We start from the raw sequence: 21,030 nt of genomic DNA on the forward strand, positions 1-21,030 counted from the left end.
AAACGCCCGGTTACATTCCGAACCCGGAAGCTAAGCCTTACAGCGCCGATGGTACTGCAGGGGGGACCCTGTGGGAGAGTAGGACGCCGCCGAACTAAACTTCAAAGAGCTGGTCCCTGAACTTCGGTTCAGGGACCAGCTCTTTTTTGTTTTGCGTTACTTGCAGTTCACGTTGCGCGAGCAACATCCGCGACATGGGTACTGCTGCAATGCTCAGGGCCGCAGGTGTCGGAGCCGGTGACGAGGTCATCGTGCCGGCCTTCGGGAACGTCGATGTCGCCGAGGCCGCCGCCCAAGCCGGTGCGGCGGTCGTCTTCGCCGACATCGACCCGATGACGTACTGCCTCGACGCCGACGCGGTCGAGGCCGTCGTGACTCCGCATACGGCGGCCATCGTCGTCGTACACCGCTTCGGGCGGTCGGCGGACATGGCGCGGCTGCGGGAGATCGGTCAGCGACGCGGGCTCCTGGTGCTTGAGCAGGGCGAGTCCGAAGCGCCGTACGACGAGATCGCGCAGCGCAGGGCACGAGCCGCGTACCTCGACGCGCGGCTGCGCGGGGTGCGGACGCCGGACGGTGGCGACGGGCACACGTACCAGCAGTACGTCGTGCGGGTGCCGGGCAACGGAAGGCCGGACCGGGACGCCTTCGCTCGGGCCGTGCGGGCCAGGGGAGTCGAGTGCTGGGTGCCGGTGAAGACGCCTGTGCACCGTATGGCCGGATTCCGTCGGGACGTACGCCTGCCGGTGACCGAGCGGGCCGCGGACGACACTCTCGCGCTGCCTGTGGACGGGGCGTTGGCGAAGCGGGAGATGCAGCGGATCGTGTCCGCCTGCAATGCGCTCGGTGGGCTGCTTCAGGCCGCCATCTGAACCGAGGCTGATCGAGCCGGACTTGTTGGGCGCACGCTTCTGTTCGGGGTATGATCTATCTCGTTGCCGCGAGGGAAACCTCGAAGGGTGACTGGCCCCCCTAGCTCAGTCGGTAGAGCGTCTCCATGGTAAGGAGAAGGTCAACGGTTCGATTCCGTTGGGGGGCTCCAGTGAGAAAAGGCCTCCGCCCTTACGGGCGGGGGCCTTTGTCGTTTCCCGAGGCCGTGCGTCAGTCCTTCTGGAGGCCCGGAACCCGCATCGCCAGAATCGCCATGTCGTCGGACGGGGCGTCGGAGGCGAAGCGTTCGACCGCGCGCATGATGCGGGCGGCCACCGCGCCGGCTGTGAGGCCTGTGCAGGTGGTGAGGACGTCCGCGAGGCCGTCGTCGCCGAGCATGCGGGTGCCCTCGCGGCGTTCGGTGACGCCGTCCGTGACACAGAGGAGGACATCACCCGGGTCGAGCGTGATCGTCTGCTCGTAGAGCTCCAGGTCATCCATGACCCCGAGGAGCGGCTGCGGATCGGCGGCTGGTTCGACCGTGCCGTCCTGGCGCAGGCGGAGCGGGAGCGGGTGGCCGGCACAGACCACCTTCAGGAGCGCCGAACCGTCCTCCTGGGGCCACAACTCGCCGTACAGGAGCGTGAGGAAGCGGCTGCGGGCGCCCTCGTCGAGGATCGCGGAGTTCAGGCGCTCCAGGACGGCCGGGCCGGTGAAGCCCTCCCGGGCCAGCAGCCGGAGTGCGTGCCGGGCCAGGCCGGTCACCGCCGCCGCCTCCGGGCCCGTACCGCAGACGTCGCCGATGGCGAAGCCGTACGCGCCGTCGCGGATCGGGAAGAGGTCGTAGAAGTCGCCGCCGACTTCGTTGCCCTCGCCGGCCGCTCGGTAGATGACCTCGACCTCGACGCCCTCGATCTGCGGGAGTTCCGGGGGCAGGAGGCTGCGCTGAAGGGACTGGCTGATGGCCGTGCGCTCCGAGTACAGGCGGGCGTTGTCCAGGGCGAGGGCGGCCCTGCGGCTCAAGTCCTCGGCGAGTTCCAGGATTTCCTGGCGGAAGTGTTCGTCCGAGGGCTTGCCCAGCGTCAGCATGCCGATGACTCGGTTGCGCGCCACCAGGGGGAGGACGACCGTCTCGCCGCCAACTGCGGCGGCCGTGGCGAGAGTTGTGCCGATGCCCGAGCTGAGCGTCGCGCGTTCGCCGAGGCTGCGCATGGAGGTGCGCAGGGCTGATTCGTGGGCCGCCTCGGCGGGGGCGGACCAGACGCGGGCGCCCGGGGTGGGGACCGGGTCCGGCGGGGAGATCTTGGACAGCAAGGCCTTGAGGCCGTCGATGCGTTCCTCGTCCTCGTGCAGGACATACGAGAGATACGGGTCGGAGGCCTGGTCGGCGATGGTGTAGACGGCGCACCAGGTGGCCAGGGTCGGGACCGTCATCTGGGCCATCAGGGCCAGTGTCTGGTCGCGGTCCAGAGTGCCGGCGAGGAGGTCGGAGGCCTCCACGAGGAAGGACAGTGAGCCGCGGCGCAGGCGTTCCAGCTCGCCCAGGCGGGCGGACTCCACCGCCAGCGCGATGCGGTCGGCGGCGAACTGGAGGCGCAGGGCCTCTTCGTTGGAGTATCTGCCCGGTCCCTCGGCGGCGACGCCCAGGGAGCCGGTGAGGCGGCCCTCGACCTTCAGGGGGACGGTGACGACCGAGCGCATGCCGGTGCCGTTGAGGAGCGGTACGGCACCGGGGACGACCGTCAGGTCCTCGTGGACGGCGGGCATACGGGCCGAGCCGTAGCGACCGGGGCCCGCCTCGACGGGGACGCGGGCGAAGCGCTGGCGGGCGGAGGGGAGGCCCGTCGAGGCTCGTACCTCCAACTCCGTTTCGTCGTCGGTCGCCAGGAGCAGGAAGGCGGAGTCGCCGTCGAGCATGTCGCGGGCGCGCTCCACCGTGCGCTGGAGGAGGCCGTCCAGGTCGTCGGGCGCCGGGGAGCCGATGAAGACCTCGAAGGGATCGGAGGCGTGGCCCTCGGAGCTGGTGGTCGTGTCGGTGGCCGAGACGCGCAACGGGGTCTGGAGGACGGCGCGTTCGTGGTCACGTACGAGAAGGCAGACCGTGGAGGGCTCACCGCCGGTGTCGCGGACCCGAAGGTGTGAGGCGTAGACGGGAGTTACCCGGCCGTTGGCGCCGCGGATGCCGTACGTGCCTTCCCAGCGCGAGAGTTGGAGGGCCTCGACGATGCCGGTGGAGGTGCCCGGGGTGTGCGGCCAGGCGGCGAGGTCGGTGAGCGGCTTGCCGATGACCAGTTCGGCCGCGTAACCGAAGAGTTCCTCCGCGTCCTCGTTCCAGGCGTTGATCGCGCCGGTCCGGTCGATCTGGACGACCGCGACGCGGACGCGGCCGTCGGCGAGCGGGAGGAGGTCGGCCGGCAGGGCCGGGCCGGCGGTCCGGGTGCCCACCGCGCGTTCGGGGAGTTCGAGCTGGAACCAGACCTGTTTCTGTGTGGGCGTGTACTCGACGCCCCAGCGGTTCGCCAGGGCCGCACAGAGCTGGAGGCCGCGGCCGCCCTCGCTGTCCGGGCTGCCCATGTTCACAGCCATCCCCTGGAGTGGAATTTCACGTTCCGGGTAGCGGTCCGCTACCTCGATACGTACGCCGTCGTCGCTGCGCAGACACAACACGTCCGCGGCGGTTCCCGCATGCACGACGGCATTGGTGACCAGCTCACTCGTGAGGACCACGGCGTCATCGACGATGTCGGCGAAGCCCCAGCCCTGGAGGGTGTCACGGACGAAGGAACGGGCGGTCGCGACCGATCGCCCCACGGGCTCGAAACTGGCGGCCGCGCGCGCGGTGATCACAGAACTCCTTGTCCGGTTGTCGGCATGCGGGGCTCCATGGCCGCCCCGCTCCTGCCTGGGCAGAGCGTGGTTCCCCGTCGGTCGGGGATCCTGGGGTGTTCCCCCAGGATGCAGTCCGGTGGTCATGGTGCGGCGCCCCTCCGATGCCTGCCCGCTCGTACTCGTGCCACCGCCCAGGCCGGACGGGACCGGCGCGGCTGGACAGCCGCATGCAAGGTTACTTACCTTCGCCGTCCATGCGGATGCCGGTTGCACTGTTTCCGCCCGGAGGGTGTGCGGACGGTGTGCGAAGCTGCCGAACTGTTATGGCCGGGTTCAGGCATGGTGAAACACTGGGCAAGCTTCAGGAGAAGGTCCCGGCAGGGTGAGTGCCTGCCGGCACGCGGAGCAGTAGTACCCGAGTACGCCAAGCAGTAATGGTCGACCCTTGTGGGAGGGACAGAGTGGAGTCTGGCGCAGCGACGCGGGGCACTGACACGCGCGCGAAAGGCGGACGGTCCCTGAGTAACCAGCGCCCACCGCGCAATGGCACCACCGAGGTGGATACGGCTGCGCTGAACCGGCTGATGACCGCCCTGGTGTCGATGCGGGACGGGAACTTCCGTAAGCGGCTCACGGTCTCCGGCGACGGCGTGATGTCCGAGATCGCGGCGGTTTTCAACGAGGTGGCCGACCGGAATCTGCATCTGACGGGAGAGCTCTCGCGGGTGCGGCGCGTGGTCGGGCGTGAGGGAAAGCTCACGGAGCGGCTGGAGTCGGGGGCCTCCGAGGGGTCCTGGGCGGCCGCGATCGACGCCTCGAACGCGCTCGTCGATGATCTCGTACGGCCTGTCTCCGAGGTCGGCCGGGTGCTGTCCGCGGTGGCGGAGGGCGATCTGTCGCCGCGAATGGACCTGCGGGCGCAGGCCGCGGACGGGAACGGGCATCCGCTGCGCGGTGAGTTCCTCAAGGTCGGGCGCACCGTCAACAATCTGGTCGACCAGCTGTCGACGTTCACCGACGAGGTCACGCGGGTGGCCAGCGAGGTGGGTACCGAGGGCAAGCTGGGCGGGCAGGCCCGGGTGCGCGGTATGTCGGGTTCGTGGAAGGATCTCACGGATTCGGTCAACACCATGGCGTACCGGCTGACGGCTCAGGTGCGTGACATTGCTCTCGTGACGACGGCGGTCGCCAAGGGTGACCTGTCCCGGAAGGTCACGGTTCACGTGGCCGGCGAGATGCTGGAGCTGAAGGAAACCGTCAACACGATGGTGGACCAGCTCTCCTCGTTCTCCTCCGAGGTGACGCGAGTCGCGCGGGAGGTGGGTACGGAGGGTGAGCTCGGCGGCCAGGCGAAGGTGCCGGGTGTGGCGGGTGTGTGGAAAGACCTCACCGATTCGGTGAATCTTATGGCCGGGAATCTCACGGCCCAGGTGCGTGGCATCGCGCAGGTGACGACGGCGGTCGCCAGTGGCGACCTGTCACAGAAGGTCACGGTCAGTGCGCGCGGAGAGGTCGCGCAGCTCGCCGAGACGATCAACCAGATGACCGAGACGCTACGGACGTTCGCCGACGAGGTCACGCGCGTGGCCAACGAGGTCGGTGGCGAGGGGCGGCTCGGCGGGCAGGCGAATGTGCCGGGTGCGGCGGGGACCTGGAAGGACCTGACGGACTCCGTCAACACGGTCTTCCGGAACCTGACGACTCAGGTGCGCGACATCGCCGCGGTGACGACGGCCGTGGCCAACGGTGACCTCTCGCAGAAGGTCAGCGTCGAGGTCGCAGGCGAGATGCTGGAGCTGAAGAACACCGTCAACACGATGGTCGACCAGCTGTCGTCGTTCGGTGCCGAGGTCACGCGCGTGGCCCGCGAGATCGGTGTCGAGGGTGAACTGGGCGGGCAGGCGCAGGTACCGGGTGCGGCAGGGACGTGGAAGGACCTGACGGACTCCGTCAACACGGCCTTCCGGAACCTGACCGGCCAGGTCCGCAACATCGCGCAGGTGACGACGGCGGTCGCCAACGGCGATCTGTCGCAGAAGGTCACCGTCGATGTCTCCGGCGAGATGCTTCAGCTGAAGAACACCGTGAACACCATGGTGGATCAGCTGTCCTCGTTCGCCGATCAGGTCACGCGGATGGCCCGGGACGTGGGCACCGAGGGCCGCCTCGGCGGTCAGGCCCGCGTGGACGGCGTATCCGGTACGTGGAAGGAACTCACCGACTCCGTCAACTTCATGGCGGGGAACCTGACCTCACAGGTACGGCAGATCGCGCAGGTCACGACTGCTGTGGCCCGGGGTGATCTCTCCCAGAAGATCGACGTGGACGCGCGCGGCGAGATCCTGGAGCTGAAGAACACCATCAACACGATGGTCGACCAGCTCTCCGCCTTCGCGGACCAGGTGACGAGGGTCGCCCGTGACGTGGGTACGGAGGGCAGGCTCGGCGGGCAGGCGCAGGTGCCCGGTGTCGCCGGTGTGTGGCGCGACCTGACCGACTCCGTGAACGGCATGGCCGGCAACCTCACCGCCCAGGTGCGCAACATCGCGCAGGTCGCGACGGCGGTCGCGCGGGGTGACCTGTCGCAGAAGATCGACGTGGACGCGCGCGGCGAGATCCTGGAGCTGAAGAACACCCTCAACACGATGGTGGACCAGCTCTCGAACTTCGCCGAGCAGGTGACGCGGGTGGCCCGCGAGGTGGGTACCGAGGGGCAGTTGGGCGGTCAGGCCGAGGTGCAGGGTGTCTCCGGCACCTGGAAGGACCTCACCCAGTCGGTGAACTTCATGGCGAACAACCTCACCATTCAGGTGCGGAACATCGCCGAGGTCACGACGGCGGTCGCCAAGGGCGACCTCTCCAAGAAGATCACCGTCGACGCGAAGGGCGAGATCCTCGAACTTGTCACCACCGTCAACACGATGGTGGATCAGCTCTCGAACTTCGCCGAGCAGGTGACCCTGGTGGCCCGCGAGGTGGGCACTGAGGGCAACCTGGGCGGACAGGCTCGGGTCCCGGGTGTCACGGGCATCTGGAAGGACCTGAGCGACAACGTCAACGTGATGGCCAACAACCTGACCAACCAGGTGCGGAACATCTCGCAGGTCGCGGCCGCGGTGGCCAACGGCGACCTCACCAAGACGGTCACCGTCGAGGCGAGCGGTGAGGTCGCTCAGCTCGCCGACACCGTCAACACGATGGTGAAGACGCTGAGTTCGTTCGCCGACCAGGTCACCAAGGTGGCCCGCGAGGTGGGCACGGACGGCATCCTCGGCGGCCAGGCGCACGTACCGGGGGTCGCCGGCACGTGGAAGGACCTCACCGAGTCGGTGAACGGCATGGCGTCGAACCTGACCGGCCAGGTGCGCAACATCGCGATGGTCACCACGGCCATCGCGAAGGGTGACCTGACCAAGAAGATCGACATCGACGCCCGCGGCGAGATGCTGGAGCTCAAGACCACCATCAACACGATGGTCGACCAGCTGTCGTCGTTCGCCGAGGAGGTCACCCGGGTGGCCCGCGAGGTGGGCACGGAAGGCCAGTTGGGCGGCCAGGCGCGAGTGCGGGACGTCGACGGCACCTGGCGCGATCTCACGGAGTCCGTGAACGAGATGGCCGGGAACCTCACCCGGCAGGTGCGAGCCATGGCGCGGGTGGCGACCGCGGTGACCCGCGGCGACCTGAACCTGAAGATCGACGTGGACGCCTCCGGCGAGATGCAGGAGCTGCAGGACTACATCAACAAGATGATCGCCAACCTGCGCGACACCACCATCGCCAACAAGGAGCAGGACTGGCTGAAGGGCAACCTCGCCCGTATCTCCGCGCTGATGCAGGGCCGCCGCGACCTGGAGGACGTGGCCTCGCTGATCATGAGCGAGCTGACTCCCGTCGTCGCCGCGCAGCACGGCGCGTTCTTCCTCTCCATGCCGCTGGTCGACGGCAAGGACGCGCTCCTGGAGGACGAGGACGCGTACGAGCTGCGCATGCTCGGGTCGTACGGCTACTCGATGGGCTCCATGCCGACGTCGTTCCGGCCCGGCGAGGCGCTGATCGGGACGGCCGCCCAGGAGAAGCGCACGATCCTCGTGGAGAACGCTCCGAGCGGCTATCTGAAGATCTCCTCCGGGCTCGGCGAAGCGCCTCCGGCACAGGTGATCGTCCTTCCGGTGCTCTTCGAAGCGACTGTGCTCGGCGTCATCGAACTGGCGTCGTTCACGCCGTTCACACAGATCCAGAAGGACTTCCTCAACCAGATCGCCGAGATGATCGCGACGAGCGTCAACACCATCTCCGTCAACACGAAGACGGAGGTGCTGCTGAAGCAGTCGCAGGAGTTGACCGAGCAGCTCACGGACCGGTCGGCGGAGCTGGAGAGCCGGCAGAAGGCACTGCAGGACTCCAACGCCCAGCTGGAGGAGAAGGCCGAGCAACTCGCCCAGCAGAACCGCGACATCGAGGTCAAGAACACCGAGATCGAGGAGGCCCGGCAGGTCCTGGAGGAGCGCGCCGAGCAGCTCGCGGTCTCGATGCGCTACAAGAGCGAGTTCCTGGCGAACATGTCGCACGAGCTGCGTACGCCGCTCAACTCACTGCTGATCCTGGCCAAGCTGCTCGCCGACAACGCGGACACGAACCTCACCCCCAAGCAGGTCGAGTTCGCCGAGACGATCCACGGCGCGGGCTCTGACCTGCTCCAGCTGATCAACGACATCCTCGACCTGTCGAAGGTCGAGGCGGGCAAGATGGACGTGTCGCCGACGCGCATCGCGCTGGTCCAACTCGTCGACTACGTAGAGGCCACTTTCCGCCCGCTGACAGCTGAGAAGGGCCTCGATTTCTCCGTACGCGTGTCGCCGGAACTGCCCGCCACGCTGCACACCGACGAACAGCGCCTCCTCCAGGTGCTGCGCAACCTGCTCTCCAACGCGGTGAAGTTCACCGACTCCGGAGCGGTCGAGCTGGTGATCCGGCCCGCCGGCGCGGAGGTTCCGGTGGCCATCCGGGAGCAACTCCTTGAGGCGGGTTCGCTGCGGGACGCGGACGCCGATCTGATCGCGTTCTCCGTGACCGACACCGGCATCGGGATCGCGGCCAGCAAGATGAGGGTGATCTTCGAGGCCTTCAAGCAGGCGGACGGCACGACGAGCCGGAAGTACGGCGGTACGGGCCTGGGGCTCTCCATCTCGCGGGAGATCGCGCGGCTGTTGGGCGGTGAGATCCACGCGCAGAGCGAGCCCGGACGTGGCTCCACGTTCACGCTGTATTTGCCGCTGCACCCCAGTGAACTGCCTCCCCAGGGCTATGGGCAGCTCGCGCCGGCGCTGGAGGCCGGGGAGTTGCTGGCCTCCGAGGCGGAACTGGCGTCGGCGGGCATCGAGATGCCGGCCGAGGTGAAGTCGTACCAGGAGACCCAGAACGGGCCCGCCGCGCTCTTCCGGCGCCGCCGCAGGGCGGTGCCCGCGGACGAGCAGCCGAGCGCGTCGGCGGGGCAGCCGGGCGCGGCTCAGGAGCAGTGGGCGCCCGCGGGCCGGCCGTCGGGCGCGCAGCAGCCGCGCCGTGGGATCCGGTTCGAGGGCGAGAAGGTGCTCATCGTCGACGACGACATCCGCAACGTGTTCGCGCTGACCAGTGTGTTGGAGCAGCACGGCCTTTCGGTGCTGTACGCGGAAAACGGCCGTGAGGGCATCGAAGTCCTTGAGCAGCACGACGATGTGACGGTCGTTCTGATGGACATCATGATGCCGGAGATGGACGGCTACGCGACGACGACGGCGATTCGCCGGATGCCGCAGTTCGCCGGGCTGCCGATCATCGCGCTCACGGCGAAGGCGATGAAGGGCGACCGGGAGAAGGCCATCGAGTCGGGTGCTTCCGACTACGTCACCAAGCCGGTCGATCCCGATCATCTGCTCACCGTGATGGAACAGTGGATGCGTGAGCAGTGACACACTCCTGTCGGGACTCCTGCGGGGTCGCCCGCTCTCGCATAACTCACTGTGGCGGACGGCGTGTAGAAGTACGGGATTCGGGGAACCTTCTGGTCTCCCGCTGCGTTTGTGCTACGTGCACAGTGACATCGCAGTGACAGGGTGTGGCGACAGGCGGGGTGCGGCTACCATGACCGGCACAAGGGTGGGCGACGCAACGGAGTCGTCCCCTGGGGCGGCGCCCGGTGCACTGCCGGGGCGAGGAGGGCGGGCCATGGTGCAGAAGGCCAAGATCCTCCTGGTCGATGACCGGCCGGAGAATCTGCTGGCGTTGGAGGCGATCCTCTCCGCGCTCGATCAGACACTGGTGCGGGCATCGTCCGGGGAGGAAGCGCTCAAAGCACTACTCACGGACGACTTCGCGGTCATTTTGCTGGACGTTCAGATGCCGGGCATGGACGGTTTCGAAACCGCCGCGCACATCAAGCGGCGAGAACGGACCCGGGACATCCCGATCATCTTCCTCACCGCCATCAACCACGGCCCGCATCACACCTTCCGGGGGTATGCGGCCGGCGCGGTGGACTACATCTCCAAGCCGTTCGACCCATGGGTGCTGCGCGCGAAGGTCTCCGTCTTCGTCGAGCTCTACATGAAGAACTGCCAACTCCGGGAGCAGGCGGCGCTGCTGCGGCTCCAGCTGGAGGGTGGCGGCGGCAGGGCGACGCTGGGCGAGGCCAAGGAGCCCGCCGGGCTGCTCGCCGAACTCTCCGCGCGGCTCGCGGCCGTTGAGGAACAGGCCGAGGCGCTGTCGAAGCAACTCGACGACGACGCGGCGGACGCGGCGGCGGTGGCGACCGCGGCCCATCTCGAACGCAAACTCACGGGGTTGCGCAGAGCACTGGACGCGCTGGAGCCCGGCACGGGGAACGGCGCGGCTTCGGTGCAGTCGCAGAACTGAGCGAGGCCCTTCGGGGAGAGCGGGCCCTTCGGGGAGCAGGCGAAGTACCCCTGTCCGGGGCCGGCGAATCTGTTCAGGTCGTCCCTGGGTGGGGTGAGTCGAGAGCGTGTTTGCCCCTGCCACTGCGTGTCGGCGGTGTGTGCCAAGCAGAGCAAGGCCGGTGAGCCCGCGTCAGTTTCCGGTACGGGTACGGGCGACACGAACGGGTGAAGCAGTAAGCACACGTGTCCGCTGTCGTCTCCACCGGTAACCTCACACACATGGCCTCACGTCAGTCCGCAGCCAAGAAGCCGCCCGCGAAGAAGGCGGCCGCTTCGGCGAAGGCCCCCGCGAAAAAGGCCGTCGCGAAGAAGGCGCCTGCCAAGAAGGCCGCGGCGAAGAAGCCCGCACCCGCGCCGGCGCCCAATCCGACCGCGGGCGTGTACAAACTCGTCCGCGCCCTCTGGCTGGGGGTCGCGCACGCCGTCGGAGCGACGTTCCGCGGCATAGGGCGGGGCGCGAAGGGGCTCGACCCGGCGCACCGCAAGGACGGTGTCGCGCTGCTGCTGCTCGGCCTGGCGCTGATCACCGCCGCGGGAACGTGGTCCAACCTGCAAGGTCCCGTAGGGGACCTCGTCGAGATGCTGGTCACCGGTGCCTTCGGCCGCCTCGACCTGCTGGTCCCGATACTGCTCGGCGTCATCGCGGCCCGGCTCATCCGGCATCCCGAGAAGCCCGAGGCGAACGGCCGCATCGTGATCGGCCTGTCCGCGCTCGTCATCGGCGTGCTCGGCCAGGTCCACATCGCGTGCGGGGCGCCCGCGCGCAGCGACGGCATGCAGGCGATAAGGGACGCCGGCGGGCTCATCGGCTGGGGTGCCTCCACCCCGCTGACGTACACGATGGGTGACGTCCTCGCCGTACCGCTCCTGGTGCTCCTCACGATCTTCGGCCTGCTCGTCGTCACGGCGACCCCGGTCAACGCGATTCCGCAGCGGCTGCGGCTGCTGGGCCAGAAGCTGGGCATCGTCCAGGCCGACGAGGACGAGGACAGCCTCGGCGAGGACGACGAGCGTTACGACGAGCAGTGGCGTGACGCGCTCCCCACGGGCTCCAGGAGGCGCTCCCGCGCCCCTGTGGAGTACGACCCCGACAGTGCCGAGCACGAGGCGCTCAGCAAGCGCCGTGGCCGCCCCAGGCGGCCCGCCATGCAGCAGCCCGACATGAACCGGCCGATGGACGCGGTGGACGTCGCCGCGGCCGCCGCCGCCGCACTCGACGGGGCCGTGCTGCACGGGATGCCGCCCTCGGCGCTGGTCGCCGATCTGACACAGGGCGTCGGCGTGGAGCGGGACGGGTTCGAGGAGACGACGCCGGTCCCGGCCGCGCGCGCCAAGCTCGTCCCCGGGGCCAAGCGGCCCAAGCAGGAGGCGCTCAAGGTCGAGTCCGTCGTGCCCGACCTCACGAAGGCCGCGCCCGACGAGCCGCGTGAGCTGCCCCCGCGCGCGGAGCAGCTCCAGCTCTCCGGAGACATCACCTACTCCCTGCCGTCGCTCGACCTCCTGGAGCGCGGCGGCCCCGGCAAGACGCGCAGCGCCGCCAACGACGCGGTGGTCGCCTCCCTCCAGAACGTCTTCATGGAGTTCAAGGTCGACGCCAACGTCACCGGCTTCACGCGCGGTCCGACGGTCACCCGGTACGAGGTCGAGCTCGGCCCCGCCGTGAAGGTGGAGCGGATCACGGCGCTCGCGAAGAACATCGCGTACGCCGTCGCCAGCCCCGACGTGCGGATCATCAGCCCGATCCCCGGCAAGTCGGCGGTCGGCATCGAGATCCCGAACTCCGACCGCGAGATGGTCAACCTGGGCGACGTACTGCGCCTCGCGGACGCCGCGGAGGACAACCACCCGATGCTCGTCGCGCTCGGCAAGAACGTCGAGGGCGGCTACGAGATGGCCAATCTCTCGAAGATGCCGCACGTCCTGGTGGCCGGAGCGACCGGCTCCGGCAAATCCTCATGCATCAACTGCCTGATTACGTCCGTCATGGTCCGCGCGACCCCCGAGGACGTGCGTATGGTCCTCGTCGACCCCAAGCGCGTCGAGCTGACCGCGTACGAGGGCATCCCGCACCTGATCACGCCCATCATCACCAACCCGAAGCGGGCGGCCGAGGCGCTGCAGTGGGTCGTACGGGAGATGGATCTGCGCTACGACGACCTCGCGGCGTTCGGGTACCGGCACATCGACGACTTCAACGAGGCCATCAGGAACGGCAAGGTGAAGCTGCCCGAGGGCAGTGAGCGTGAGCTGACGCCGTACCCGTATCTGCTGGTGATCGTCGATGAGCTCGCGGATCTGATGATGGTCGCGCCGCGGGACGTCGAGGACTCGATCGTGCGGATCACGCAGCTCGCGCGTGCGGCCGGTATCCACCTGGTGCTGGCCACGCAGCGGCCGTCCGTCGACGTCGTCACCGGTCTGATCAAGGCGAACGTGCCGTCCCGGCTCGCCTTCGCCACCTCCTCGCTGGCCGACAGCCGGGTCATCCTCGATCAGCCGGGCGCCGAGAAGCTGATCGGCAAGGGTGACGGGCTCTTCCTGCCGATGGGGGCCAACAAGCCGGTCCGACTGCAGGGCGCCTTCGTCACCGAGGGCGAGATCGCGGCGATCGTGCAGCACTGCAAGGATCAGATGGCGCCGGTCTTCCGGGACGACGTCACGGTGGGCACCAAGCAGAAGAAGGAGATCGACGAGGACATCGGCGACGACCTCGACCTGCTGTGCCAGGCGGCCGAACTGGTCGTCTCCACCCAGTTCGGGTCCACCTCCATGCTCCAGCGCAAACTGCGCGTCGGCTTCGCCAAGGCGGGGCGCCTGATGGACCTCATGGAGTCCCGCGGCATCGTGGGTCCGAGTGAGGGCTCCAAGGCGCGTGACGTTCTTGTGAAGGCTGATGAGCTGGATGGAGTGCTCGCCGTGATTCGCGGGGAAACTGAAGCGTAAGGAAACGGGACAGGCCGGCCGCTCCATGGGTGAGTTCGCGGCAGATGGGTACATGATCGTGACTCACCCGTAAGGGATCGGTGGGCAACCGTTTCCCTTCGGCGTACGTCAAGTTGAGGGAGGGGACACGTACATGTCCCAGCATCAGGACGACCGGCCATTCTGATGGCGTAAGAAGTCCTGCCGCCCGGTTGCCCCATCCTTTCCCACCCCCCCTAAACTGAACCTCCAGCACAGGTGGCTACACGCTCGAAAGGCGCCCCCGTGTCCATCGGCAATACCCCCGACGGCAACTCCCCCGAAGACGAGCGTCCGTTCGAAGACGACCGCGCGGCAGAGCAGCCTTCGATCGGCCGTGCCCTGCGGCAGGCCCGCATCACGGCCGGGCTGACCGTCGATGACGTCAGCAACGCCACCCGAGTCCGCATCGCCATCGTGCACTCGATCGAGCAGGACGACTTCGCTCCCTGTGGGGGCGACGTCTACGCGCGCGGTCACATCCGGACCCTGGCACGCGCCGTACATATCGATCCCGCCCCGCTGCTCGCGCGCTATGACGCCGACCATGGCGGGCGTCCCGCGCCGACGCCGGCCGCCCCGCTCTTCGAGGCGGAACGTATCCGTCCCGAGCGGCGCGGGCCGAACTGGACCGCCGCCATGGTCGCCGCGATCGTCGCGGTGATCGGTTTCGTCGGCTTCACCATGGTCAAGGGCGACGGCGACGACTCGAAGACGCAGGTCGCCGAGGGGTCCACTCCGACCACCAGCAAGCCGGTGACCAAGCCGACCGTGACCAAGCCCGCCGACCCGAAGCCGGAGCCGTCCGACAGCGCCATCGCGGCCGCGCCGCAGGACAAGGTGACCGTCCAGGTGAGCGCCCCCGACGGGCGTAGCTGGATCTCCGCCAAGGACCACAACGGGCGGCTGCTCTTCGACGGCCTCCTGGAGCGAGGCCAGTCAAAGACCTTCCAGGACCAGGAGAAGATCGATCTGGTCCTGGGTGACGCGGGCGCCATCCAGCTGCACGTGAACGGCAAGGAAATCGCAGACGAGTTCCAGCCCGGTCAGGTCGAGCGCCTCACCTACACGAAGGGTGACCCCGAAGTCGGATAATCGACTCAGGGGAGTACCCAAAGGGACAGGCAGTCACGGGGTTGGCCAAGATCGGCCAACCCCGTCGACGTGGGCTGTCAGCGGGACGAAGTAGTCTTGAGCCCATGCCTGAACGCCGTACCGTCGCACTCGTCACCCTTGGCTGCGCCCGTAACGAGGTGGACTCGGAGGAGCTCGCAGGCCGCTTGGAGGCGGACGGCTGGCAACTCGTGGAGGACGCCGAGGATGCGGACGTAGCCGTCGTCAACACCTGTGGCTTTGTCGAGGCCGCCAAGAAGGACTCCGTCGACGCCCTCCTGGAAGCCAATGACCTCAAGGGTCACGGGAGAACCCAGGCCGTCGTGGCCGTGGGCTGCATGGCCGAGCGGTACGGCAAGGAGCTCGCCGAGGCGCTGCCCGAGGCCGACGGCGTACTCGGCTTCGACGACTACGCCGACATCTCCGACCGCCTCCAGACCATCCTGAACGGCGGCATCCACGCCGCGCACACCCCCCGCGACCGCCGCAAGCTGCTGCCGATCAGCCCGGCCGAGCGGCAGGCTGTTTCCGACGTCGCTCTTCCTGGCCACGGCGCTCCCTCCGACCTTCCGGAAGGTGTCGCTCCGGAGTCCGGCCCCCGCGCGCCCCTGCGCCGCCGCCTCGACGGCTCGCCCGTCGCCTCGGTGAAGCTCGCCTCCGGCTGTGACCGGCGTTGCTCCTTCTGCGCCATCCCGTCCTTCCGTGGCTCGTTCATCTCGCGCCGCCCGAGCGACGTGCTCAACGAGACCCGCTGGCTCGCCGAGCAGGGCGTCAAGGAGGTCATGCTGGTCTCCGAGAACAACACCTCGTACGGCAAGGACCTCGGCGACATCCGCCTCCTGGAGACGCTGCTGCCCGAGCTCGCGGAGATCGAGGGCGTCGAGCGCGTGCGGGTCAGTTACCTGCAGCCCGCCGAGATGCGCCCCGGACTCATCGACGTCCTCACCTCGACCCCGAACATCGCGCCCTACTTCGACCTCTCCTTCCAGCACTCCGCGCCCGACGTGCTCCGCGCGATGCGGCGCTTCGGGGACACCGACCGCTTCCTGGAACTGCTCGACACGATCCGCTCCAAGGCTCCGCAGGCCGGTGTGCGGTCCAACTTCATCGTCGGGTTCCCGGGCGAGACCGAGGCCGATCTCGCCGAGCTGGAGCGGTTCCTCACGGGTGCGCGGCTCGACGCGATCGGTGTCTTCGGGTACTCCGACGAGGACGGCACGGAGGCGGCGACGTACGAGCACAAGCTCGACGAGGACGTCGTCGCGGAGCGGCTCGCGCGGGTCTCCCGGCTGGCCGAGGAGCTTGTCTCGCAGCGGGCCGAGGAGCGTGTCGGTGAGACGGTGCACGTCCTGGTCGAGTCGGTCGACTCCGCGGAGGGCGCCTTCGGGCGTGCCGAGCACCAGGCGCCCGAGACGGACGGCCAGGTGCTCTTCACGAGCGGCGAAGGTCTGACCGTCGGCCGTATCGTCGAGGCCAAGGTGGTCGGTACGGAAGGTGTCGACCTGGTGGCCGAGCCGCTTCTGGGCTCGCTCCCATGTACTGAGGAGGCGGGCAGATGACCGGAGCCCCGGCATCCGCGGCGGGCGGCTCCCCCAGCGCGAAAGGCGCGGCGGGCGCTCCCGGCGCTCCGGGGGGCGCGAAGCCGGTGCGGGCCGGGAAGCTGGGCGCTGCGGCCGTCAATCAGGCCAGCCTCTGGAACATCGCCAACATCCTGACCATGATCCGGCTCGTTCTCGTGCCGGGCTTCGTCGCCCTGATGCTGGCCGACGGCGGGTACGACCCCGCCATGCGGGCGTGGGCCTGGGCGGCCTTCGCCGTCGCCATGATCACCGATATCTTCGACGGTCATCTGGCGCGCACGTACAACCTCGTCACCGACTTCGGGAAGATCGCCGACCCCATCGCCGACAAGGCGATCATGGGCGCGGCACTGATCTGTCTGTCCTATCTCGGCGATCTGCCCTGGTGGGTGACAGGGGTGATCCTCGGGCGTGAGCTCGGGATCACCCTGCTGCGTTTCGTGGTGATCCGTTTCGGGGTCATCCCGGCGAGCCGCGGCGGAAAGCTGAAGACGCTGGTCCAGGGCACAGCGGTCGGGATGTACGTCCTGGCGCTGACGGGGCCGCTGGCCTCCCTGAGGTTCTGGGTGATGGCTGTGGCGGTCGTCCTGACCGTGGTCACGGGGCTCGACTATGTGAGACAGGCCATTGTGCTGCGCAGGAGCGGGCTCGCCGCGCGCCTGGCGGCCGCCGAGGAGGCGGAGTGGTGAACTCCCTGGCCACTGAGGTGCTGCGACTACTCACAGTGAGGGGCGAAACGCTCGCTGTGGCCGAGTCCCTCACCGGCGGCCTGGTGGCGACGGAGATCACAGCGGTGCCTGGGGCGTCCAAGGCCTTCCGGGGCTCCGTGACCGCTTACGCCACCGAGCTCAAGCATGAACTGCTCGGCGTCGACGCCACTCTGCTGGCCGAGCGCGGGGCGGTGGATCCGCAGGTCGCGGCCCAGATGGCGGCCGGCGTGCGCAAAGCTCTCGGTGCGGACTGGGGGATCGCCACGACCGGTGTCGCCGGGCCCGATCCGCAGGATGGACAGCCCGTCGGCACGGTTTTCGTGGCCGTCGAAGGGCCGTCGGACGCGTCTTCCGATGCCGCCGGTGGCGGGAAAGTCGTACCACTGCGGTTGAACGGCGGCCGTGCGGACATCCGTATGGAGAGTGCACAGAGCGTACTCGCACTGCTCCTGAAGGAGCTTGCGGGCGAACAGACCGGGAATGAGCGGACACAGGATACGGAACAGAACGGGGGGTTTTGATGTTTGCAGCCCTGAGTGAACACGACATCGCTCCCCGCACGGCCGCGGCGCAAGGCGGTACGGTGGGGCGTGAAGGATGCGGCTACGCGGTCCGAGGAGGGAGCCACCGATGATTCTGCTCCGTCGCCTGTTGGGTGACGTGCTGCGTCGGCAGCGCCAGGGCCAGGGCCGTACTCTGCGCGAAGTCTCCTCGTCCGCCCGAGTCTCACTCGGCTATCTCTCCGAGGTTGAGCGGGGGCAGAAGGAGGCATCCTCCGAGCTGCTCTCCGCGATCTGCGACGCGTTGGACGTACGGATGTCCGAGCTCATGCGGGAAGTGAGCGATGAGCTCGCCCTCGCCGAGCTGGCACGATCGGCTGCCGCCACCGAACCGGTGCCCGCACCGGTACGTCGCCCGATGCTCAATTCCGTATCGGTGACCGGTGTGCCACCGGAACGGGTCACGATCAAGGCGCCTGCGGAGGCGGTCGACGTCGTCGCCGCCTGACTGACGCTCACGATGTGGCGCTCATGAACTGAGAATGCGTGCAGGAAGCCCCGGTCGGGGCCTTCAGGGAGACCTGAGGGGCTGACCGGGGCTTTTGCTTGCCACCGTTTTCCCCAGGTTCACTCTCGCCCGTCTTCGAGTGACCCAAATTGTGCGTATATGACATTGTTGGTGACGTCGCGAAAATCGGAGGATTCTGATGTACGTCGTCAAGAGCTCGTTGCCCGACGCGGACCTGAAGACCGTGGCCGAGGCGTTGCAGGGCGCGCTGGTCGACTTGGTCGACCTCTCCCTGGTGGCCAAGCAGATCCACTGGAACGTGGTCGGACCGCGCTTCCGCTCCGTCCATCTGCAGCTCGACGAGGTCGTGGACACCGCGCGGCTGCACTCCGACACCGTCGCGGAGCGCGCCTCGACGCTGGGCGTCTCACCTGACGGGCGGGCCGCGACCGTGGCCTCCAGCAGTGGCATCGCCTCGACGCCCGCCGGCTGGGTCAAGGACACGGACGCCGTGGGCGCGCTCGTGGATGCGCTGAGCGCGGTGATCACGCGGATGCGGGAGCGGGTGGCGGCGACCGGGGACCCCGATCCGGTGAGCCAGGACATCTTCATCGGGATCACGGCCGACCTGGAGAAGCACCACTGGATGTTCCAGGCGGAGAACGTCCAGGCCGAGAACCGGTGACCCGTCCGCAGCGGGGGCTCAAGGTGCGTCCATGTGCTGCCGGTGCGCCCTGTCGGGCGTGAGGGTGGTGTTCTAGCGTCCGGCTGGAGGTGGCGGCCATGGCAGGGCGAATAGTGCGCTGGGGGGTTGTTCTGGGGCTTGGCGGGCTGTGGTGGTGGAGTGTGCTCCGGCTCGCGCTGGTGCCTGACGCGGGGGCTTTGGAGGGGGCGGTCGCGGCCGGCGGATGGGGGCTGAGTCTGCTGCCGGTGCACTGCGTTCCGAAGGCGCGGGCGATGCGGCGGGCGCGGGCGCCGTCAGGGCGTCGCGGCGCTGTTGTGAGGGAGTGAGGCGGGGGCGGCGTGAGGGGACCTGTGTGACCCAGCGGGCGTGCCGCTCGGGCGTCGCGCCGTGGCTGGGTCAGGGGTCGCCGGGGGAGTGAAGGGGGTCGCTGAGCACTTGGAGCCGGCGGCTACCAAGGCATGGCGACGCCGCCGTTGGGGCGGAGGATCTGGCCCGTTGTGAACGCCGAGGCGTCGGAGGCCAGGTGCAGCACGGCGTGGGCGATGTCCTCCGGTTCGCCGACGCGGCCCAGCGGGGCCAGCCGGGCCATGAATGCCTCGGTATGCGCTTGTGCCTCCCCGTCGTGCCGGTCCGTCATCGGCGTACGGACCCAGCCGGGCGCCACCGCGTTGACGCGGATGCCGTGCGGGCCGATCTCGGTCGCCAGGGTCTTCGTCAACTGCACGACCGCCGCCTTCGACGCGCCGTAACAGAACAGGCCGGGGCCGCCCGTGTCGACTGCGCCCGAGGCCATCGTGATGATGCTGCCGCGGGTACCGGTCTCGATCATCGTGCGGGCCGCTTCCTGGCAGGCGTACAGCACGCCCTTGAAGTTGACGCTCAGTACGCGGTCGAGGTCCTCGTCCCTGGTCTCCAGTACCGGGCTGCTGTGCATGATCCCGGCGACCGCTGCCATGACGTCGAGGCGTTCGCAGGATGCGAGGGCCTGCCTGAGCTGGTCGCGGTCGGTCACGTCGAGCGGGTGGGTGTGGGCGGTGCCGCCCTGCCCTTTGATCAGAGTTGCTGTCTCGTGCAGGCCCTGCGCGTCGCGGTCGGCGCAGTGGACGGTGGCTCCCGCCTCGGCGAGCAGGACGGCGGATGCGCGGCCGATGCCGCTGGCGGCGCCGGTGACGAATGCGGTGCGTCCGGTGAGGTCGTACGCCTTGAGGGGCATGAAGGGACCGTACGAGGGTTTCTGACGGGTCGTCAATTGGCTGTACGTCGGGGACCTGTGCGGGTTTTGGCGGTGCCCGGTGGCGGTGTGGGGCCGGCTTGGCAGGTCGGGCACCAGTAGGTGGGGCGCTCGCGGGAGCCGTCGCCCTGGTCGGCCGAGCGGATCGGGGTGTGGCAGCGCAGGCAGGGGCGGGCTGTGCGGCCGTACACGTAGAGGTTCTGGTCGCGCCCCGTGGCGCTGTGTCCCTGAGTGCTACGGCCCGTCGTGTTGCGGGCCGGGCGGTCGCGGTTGGATTCGAGGAGCTTCTTGGCCAGGGCGGGCAGGTGAGCGGTGCGGTCGGTGGGGAGCGCGCCGATGGGGAGCCAGGGGGTGACGCCGAGGAGGAAGCACAGCTCGCTCTTGTAGACGTTGCCGATACCGGCGAGATTGCGCTGGTCGAGCAGGGCTTCGCCGAGAGGGCGGGCCGGGTCGCGCAGTAGGTTCCCCAGGGCCTTGTCCGGGTCCCAGTCCGGGCCCAGGAGGTCGGGGCCTAGGTGGCCCACGGCGCGGTCCTCGTCGGTGGTGCGGATCAGTTCCAGCACGGGGAGCCGGTAGCCGACGGCCGTACGGTCCACGGTGCCCAGGATGGCTCGGATCTGATGGGCGGGGCCGCCGCTCCAGCGCTGACCGTTCGCGTACACCTTCCACGAACCGTCCATCCGCAGATGCGAGTGCAGGGTCAGACCGCCCTCGATCCTGGTGAGAAGGTGCTTGCCACGCGGGGTCACGTCCAGGACGGTGCGGCCGGTGAGGTCGGCGGTGGCGTACCTCGGCACCCGCAGGTCGGAGCGGGTCAGCACTTTGCCGCCGAGGGCGGTGTGCAGTCGCCTCGCGGCTTGCCAGACAGTGTCTCCTTCGGGCATGGGTCCAGGGTGGCATGTCGGGGAGTGGGGGACTTGGGTGTGCCTCGGGGGTGCCCGGGGAGGTTCTGGGGCGGTTCCGGGGCGGTCGGGTCCTTTCGGACCGAGGTGTCGGATGGCTCCGGGTTGGCGGGGGTTGCTCGGGGGTGGCCGGGTCTCTTGGAGGGCGCTGAGGCCTGTCCGGCGGATCAGGTCGGAGGAAATCGGCGGCACCTTTGACGCAGATC

General features: G+C 68.7%; 14 protein-coding genes, 1 tRNA gene and 1 rRNA gene. 13 read left to right on the forward strand and 3 right to left on the reverse strand.

Annotated features, from left to right (window positions below):
* From rrf to AB0N66_RS37855, 3 genes are all read left to right on the forward strand, one after another.
* Window positions 1-95, forward strand: a 5S ribosomal RNA gene (gene rrf, locus AB0N66_RS37845); the annotation flags it as partial.
* A 114-nt stretch (window positions 96-209) separates the two neighbouring features.
* Window positions 210-872, forward strand: coding sequence for a DegT/DnrJ/EryC1/StrS family aminotransferase (locus tag AB0N66_RS37850; RefSeq protein WP_365443951.1), 663 nt, complete (start codon window positions 210-212; stop codon window positions 870-872).
* Window positions 873-966: 94 nt separating this feature from the next.
* A tRNA-Thr gene (locus AB0N66_RS37855) sits at window positions 967-1,042 on the forward strand.
* Window positions 1,043-1,101: 59 nt separating this feature from the next.
* On the opposite strand, the gene AB0N66_RS37860 is transcribed toward AB0N66_RS37855, so the two are convergent.
* Complete coding sequence (locus tag AB0N66_RS37860; protein WP_365443833.1) at window positions 1,102-3,843, reverse strand: SpoIIE family protein phosphatase; 2,742 nt, start codon at window positions 3,841-3,843, stop codon at window positions 1,102-1,104.
* A gap of 317 nt (window positions 3,844-4,160) precedes the next feature.
* Between AB0N66_RS37860 and AB0N66_RS37865 the strand changes: the two genes are divergently transcribed.
* The 10 genes from AB0N66_RS37865 (at window position 4,161) to AB0N66_RS37910 (ending at window position 19,017) form a co-directional block, all read left to right on the forward strand.
* The gene (locus tag AB0N66_RS37865; protein WP_365443836.1) at window positions 4,161-9,650 is read left to right on the forward strand and encodes a HAMP domain-containing protein; all 5,490 of its coding nucleotides are present in this window, start codon (window positions 4,161-4,163) and stop codon (window positions 9,648-9,650) included.
* Window positions 9,651-9,906: 256 nt separating this feature from the next.
* The gene (locus tag AB0N66_RS37870; RefSeq protein ID WP_365443839.1) at window positions 9,907-10,593 is read left to right on the forward strand and encodes a response regulator; all 687 of its coding nucleotides are present in this window, start codon (window positions 9,907-9,909) and stop codon (window positions 10,591-10,593) included.
* Between the two features lie 260 nt (window positions 10,594-10,853).
* Window positions 10,854-13,577 (forward strand): DNA translocase FtsK, encoded by a 2,724-nt coding sequence (locus AB0N66_RS37875; RefSeq protein WP_365443842.1) that lies wholly within the window; start codon window positions 10,854-10,856, stop codon window positions 13,575-13,577.
* A 264-nt stretch (window positions 13,578-13,841) separates the two neighbouring features.
* Window positions 13,842-14,690 carry a RodZ domain-containing protein gene (locus AB0N66_RS37880; RefSeq protein WP_365443845.1) on the forward strand — a complete coding sequence of 283 codons (849 nt, stop codon included), beginning with the start codon at window positions 13,842-13,844 and terminating at the stop codon, window positions 14,688-14,690.
* Window positions 14,691-14,794: 104 nt separating this feature from the next.
* Window positions 14,795-16,267: a 30S ribosomal protein S12 methylthiotransferase RimO gene (rimO, locus tag AB0N66_RS37885; protein ID WP_365443848.1), complete on the forward strand. Its 1,473-nt coding sequence runs from the start codon at window positions 14,795-14,797 to the stop codon at window positions 16,265-16,267.
* Window positions 16,264-16,977: a CDP-diacylglycerol--glycerol-3-phosphate 3-phosphatidyltransferase gene (gene pgsA, locus AB0N66_RS37890; protein WP_365443851.1), complete on the forward strand. Its 714-nt coding sequence runs from the start codon at window positions 16,264-16,266 to the stop codon at window positions 16,975-16,977. The genes rimO and pgsA overlap by 4 nt, the downstream gene beginning before the upstream one ends.
* Complete coding sequence (locus tag AB0N66_RS37895; protein ID WP_365443954.1) at window positions 16,974-17,519, forward strand: CinA family protein; 546 nt, start codon at window positions 16,974-16,976, stop codon at window positions 17,517-17,519. Before pgsA ends, AB0N66_RS37895 begins: the two co-directional genes overlap by 4 nt.
* A gap of 109 nt (window positions 17,520-17,628) precedes the next feature.
* Window positions 17,629-18,006, forward strand: a complete 378-nt coding sequence (locus AB0N66_RS37900; protein ID WP_365443854.1) for a helix-turn-helix transcriptional regulator — start codon at window positions 17,629-17,631, stop codon at window positions 18,004-18,006.
* A 199-nt stretch (window positions 18,007-18,205) separates the two neighbouring features.
* Entirely contained in the window at window positions 18,206-18,691 is a 486-nt protein-coding gene (locus AB0N66_RS37905) for a DNA starvation/stationary phase protection protein (protein WP_365443857.1), read from the forward strand.
* A gap of 98 nt (window positions 18,692-18,789) precedes the next feature.
* Window positions 18,790-19,017: a hypothetical protein gene (locus tag AB0N66_RS37910; RefSeq protein ID WP_365443860.1), complete on the forward strand. Its 228-nt coding sequence runs from the start codon at window positions 18,790-18,792 to the stop codon at window positions 19,015-19,017.
* Window positions 19,018-19,139: 122 nt separating this feature from the next.
* Here the strand turns inward: AB0N66_RS37910 and AB0N66_RS37915 are convergent, their stop codons facing one another.
* Window positions 19,140-19,904, reverse strand: coding sequence for an SDR family NAD(P)-dependent oxidoreductase (locus tag AB0N66_RS37915; RefSeq protein WP_365443863.1), 765 nt, complete (start codon window positions 19,902-19,904; stop codon window positions 19,140-19,142).
* Window positions 19,905-19,936: 32 nt separating this feature from the next.
* Complete coding sequence (locus tag AB0N66_RS37920; protein WP_365443866.1) at window positions 19,937-20,806, reverse strand: DNA-formamidopyrimidine glycosylase family protein; 870 nt, start codon at window positions 20,804-20,806, stop codon at window positions 19,937-19,939.
* Window positions 20,807-21,030 lie beyond the last annotated feature (224 nt).

It is taken from the genome of Streptomyces sp. NPDC093544, from assembly GCF_040683495.1.
Taxonomy (GTDB): Bacteria; Actinomycetota; Actinomycetes; order Streptomycetales; family Streptomycetaceae; genus Streptomyces.

Excerpts from the sequence above, each read along its gene's own strand:
- AB0N66_RS37850 (WP_365443951.1), top strand. The coding sequence starts at position 210 with ATGCTCAGGGCCGCAGGTGTCGGAGCCGGTGACGAGGTCATCGTGCCG.
- AB0N66_RS37860 (WP_365443833.1), bottom strand. The coding sequence starts at position 3,843 with ATGACCACCGGACTGCATCCTGGGGGAACACCCCAGGATCCCCGACCG.
- AB0N66_RS37905 (WP_365443857.1), top strand. The coding sequence starts at position 18,206 with ATGTACGTCGTCAAGAGCTCGTTGCCCGACGCGGACCTGAAGACCGTG.
- pgsA (WP_365443851.1), top strand. The coding sequence starts at position 16,264 with ATGACCGGAGCCCCGGCATCCGCGGCGGGCGGCTCCCCCAGCGCGAAA.
- AB0N66_RS37915 (WP_365443863.1), bottom strand. The coding sequence starts at position 19,904 with ATGCCCCTCAAGGCGTACGACCTCACCGGACGCACCGCATTCGTCACC.
- AB0N66_RS37870 (WP_365443839.1), top strand. The coding sequence starts at position 9,907 with ATGGTGCAGAAGGCCAAGATCCTCCTGGTCGATGACCGGCCGGAGAAT.
- rimO (WP_365443848.1), top strand. The coding sequence starts at position 14,795 with ATGCCTGAACGCCGTACCGTCGCACTCGTCACCCTTGGCTGCGCCCGT.
- AB0N66_RS37900 (WP_365443854.1), top strand. The coding sequence starts at position 17,629 with ATGATTCTGCTCCGTCGCCTGTTGGGTGACGTGCTGCGTCGGCAGCGC.
- AB0N66_RS37910 (WP_365443860.1), top strand. The coding sequence starts at position 18,790 with ATGGCAGGGCGAATAGTGCGCTGGGGGGTTGTTCTGGGGCTTGGCGGG.
- AB0N66_RS37920 (WP_365443866.1), bottom strand. The coding sequence starts at position 20,806 with ATGCCCGAAGGAGACACTGTCTGGCAAGCCGCGAGGCGACTGCACACC.
- AB0N66_RS37875 (WP_365443842.1), top strand. The coding sequence starts at position 10,854 with ATGGCCTCACGTCAGTCCGCAGCCAAGAAGCCGCCCGCGAAGAAGGCG.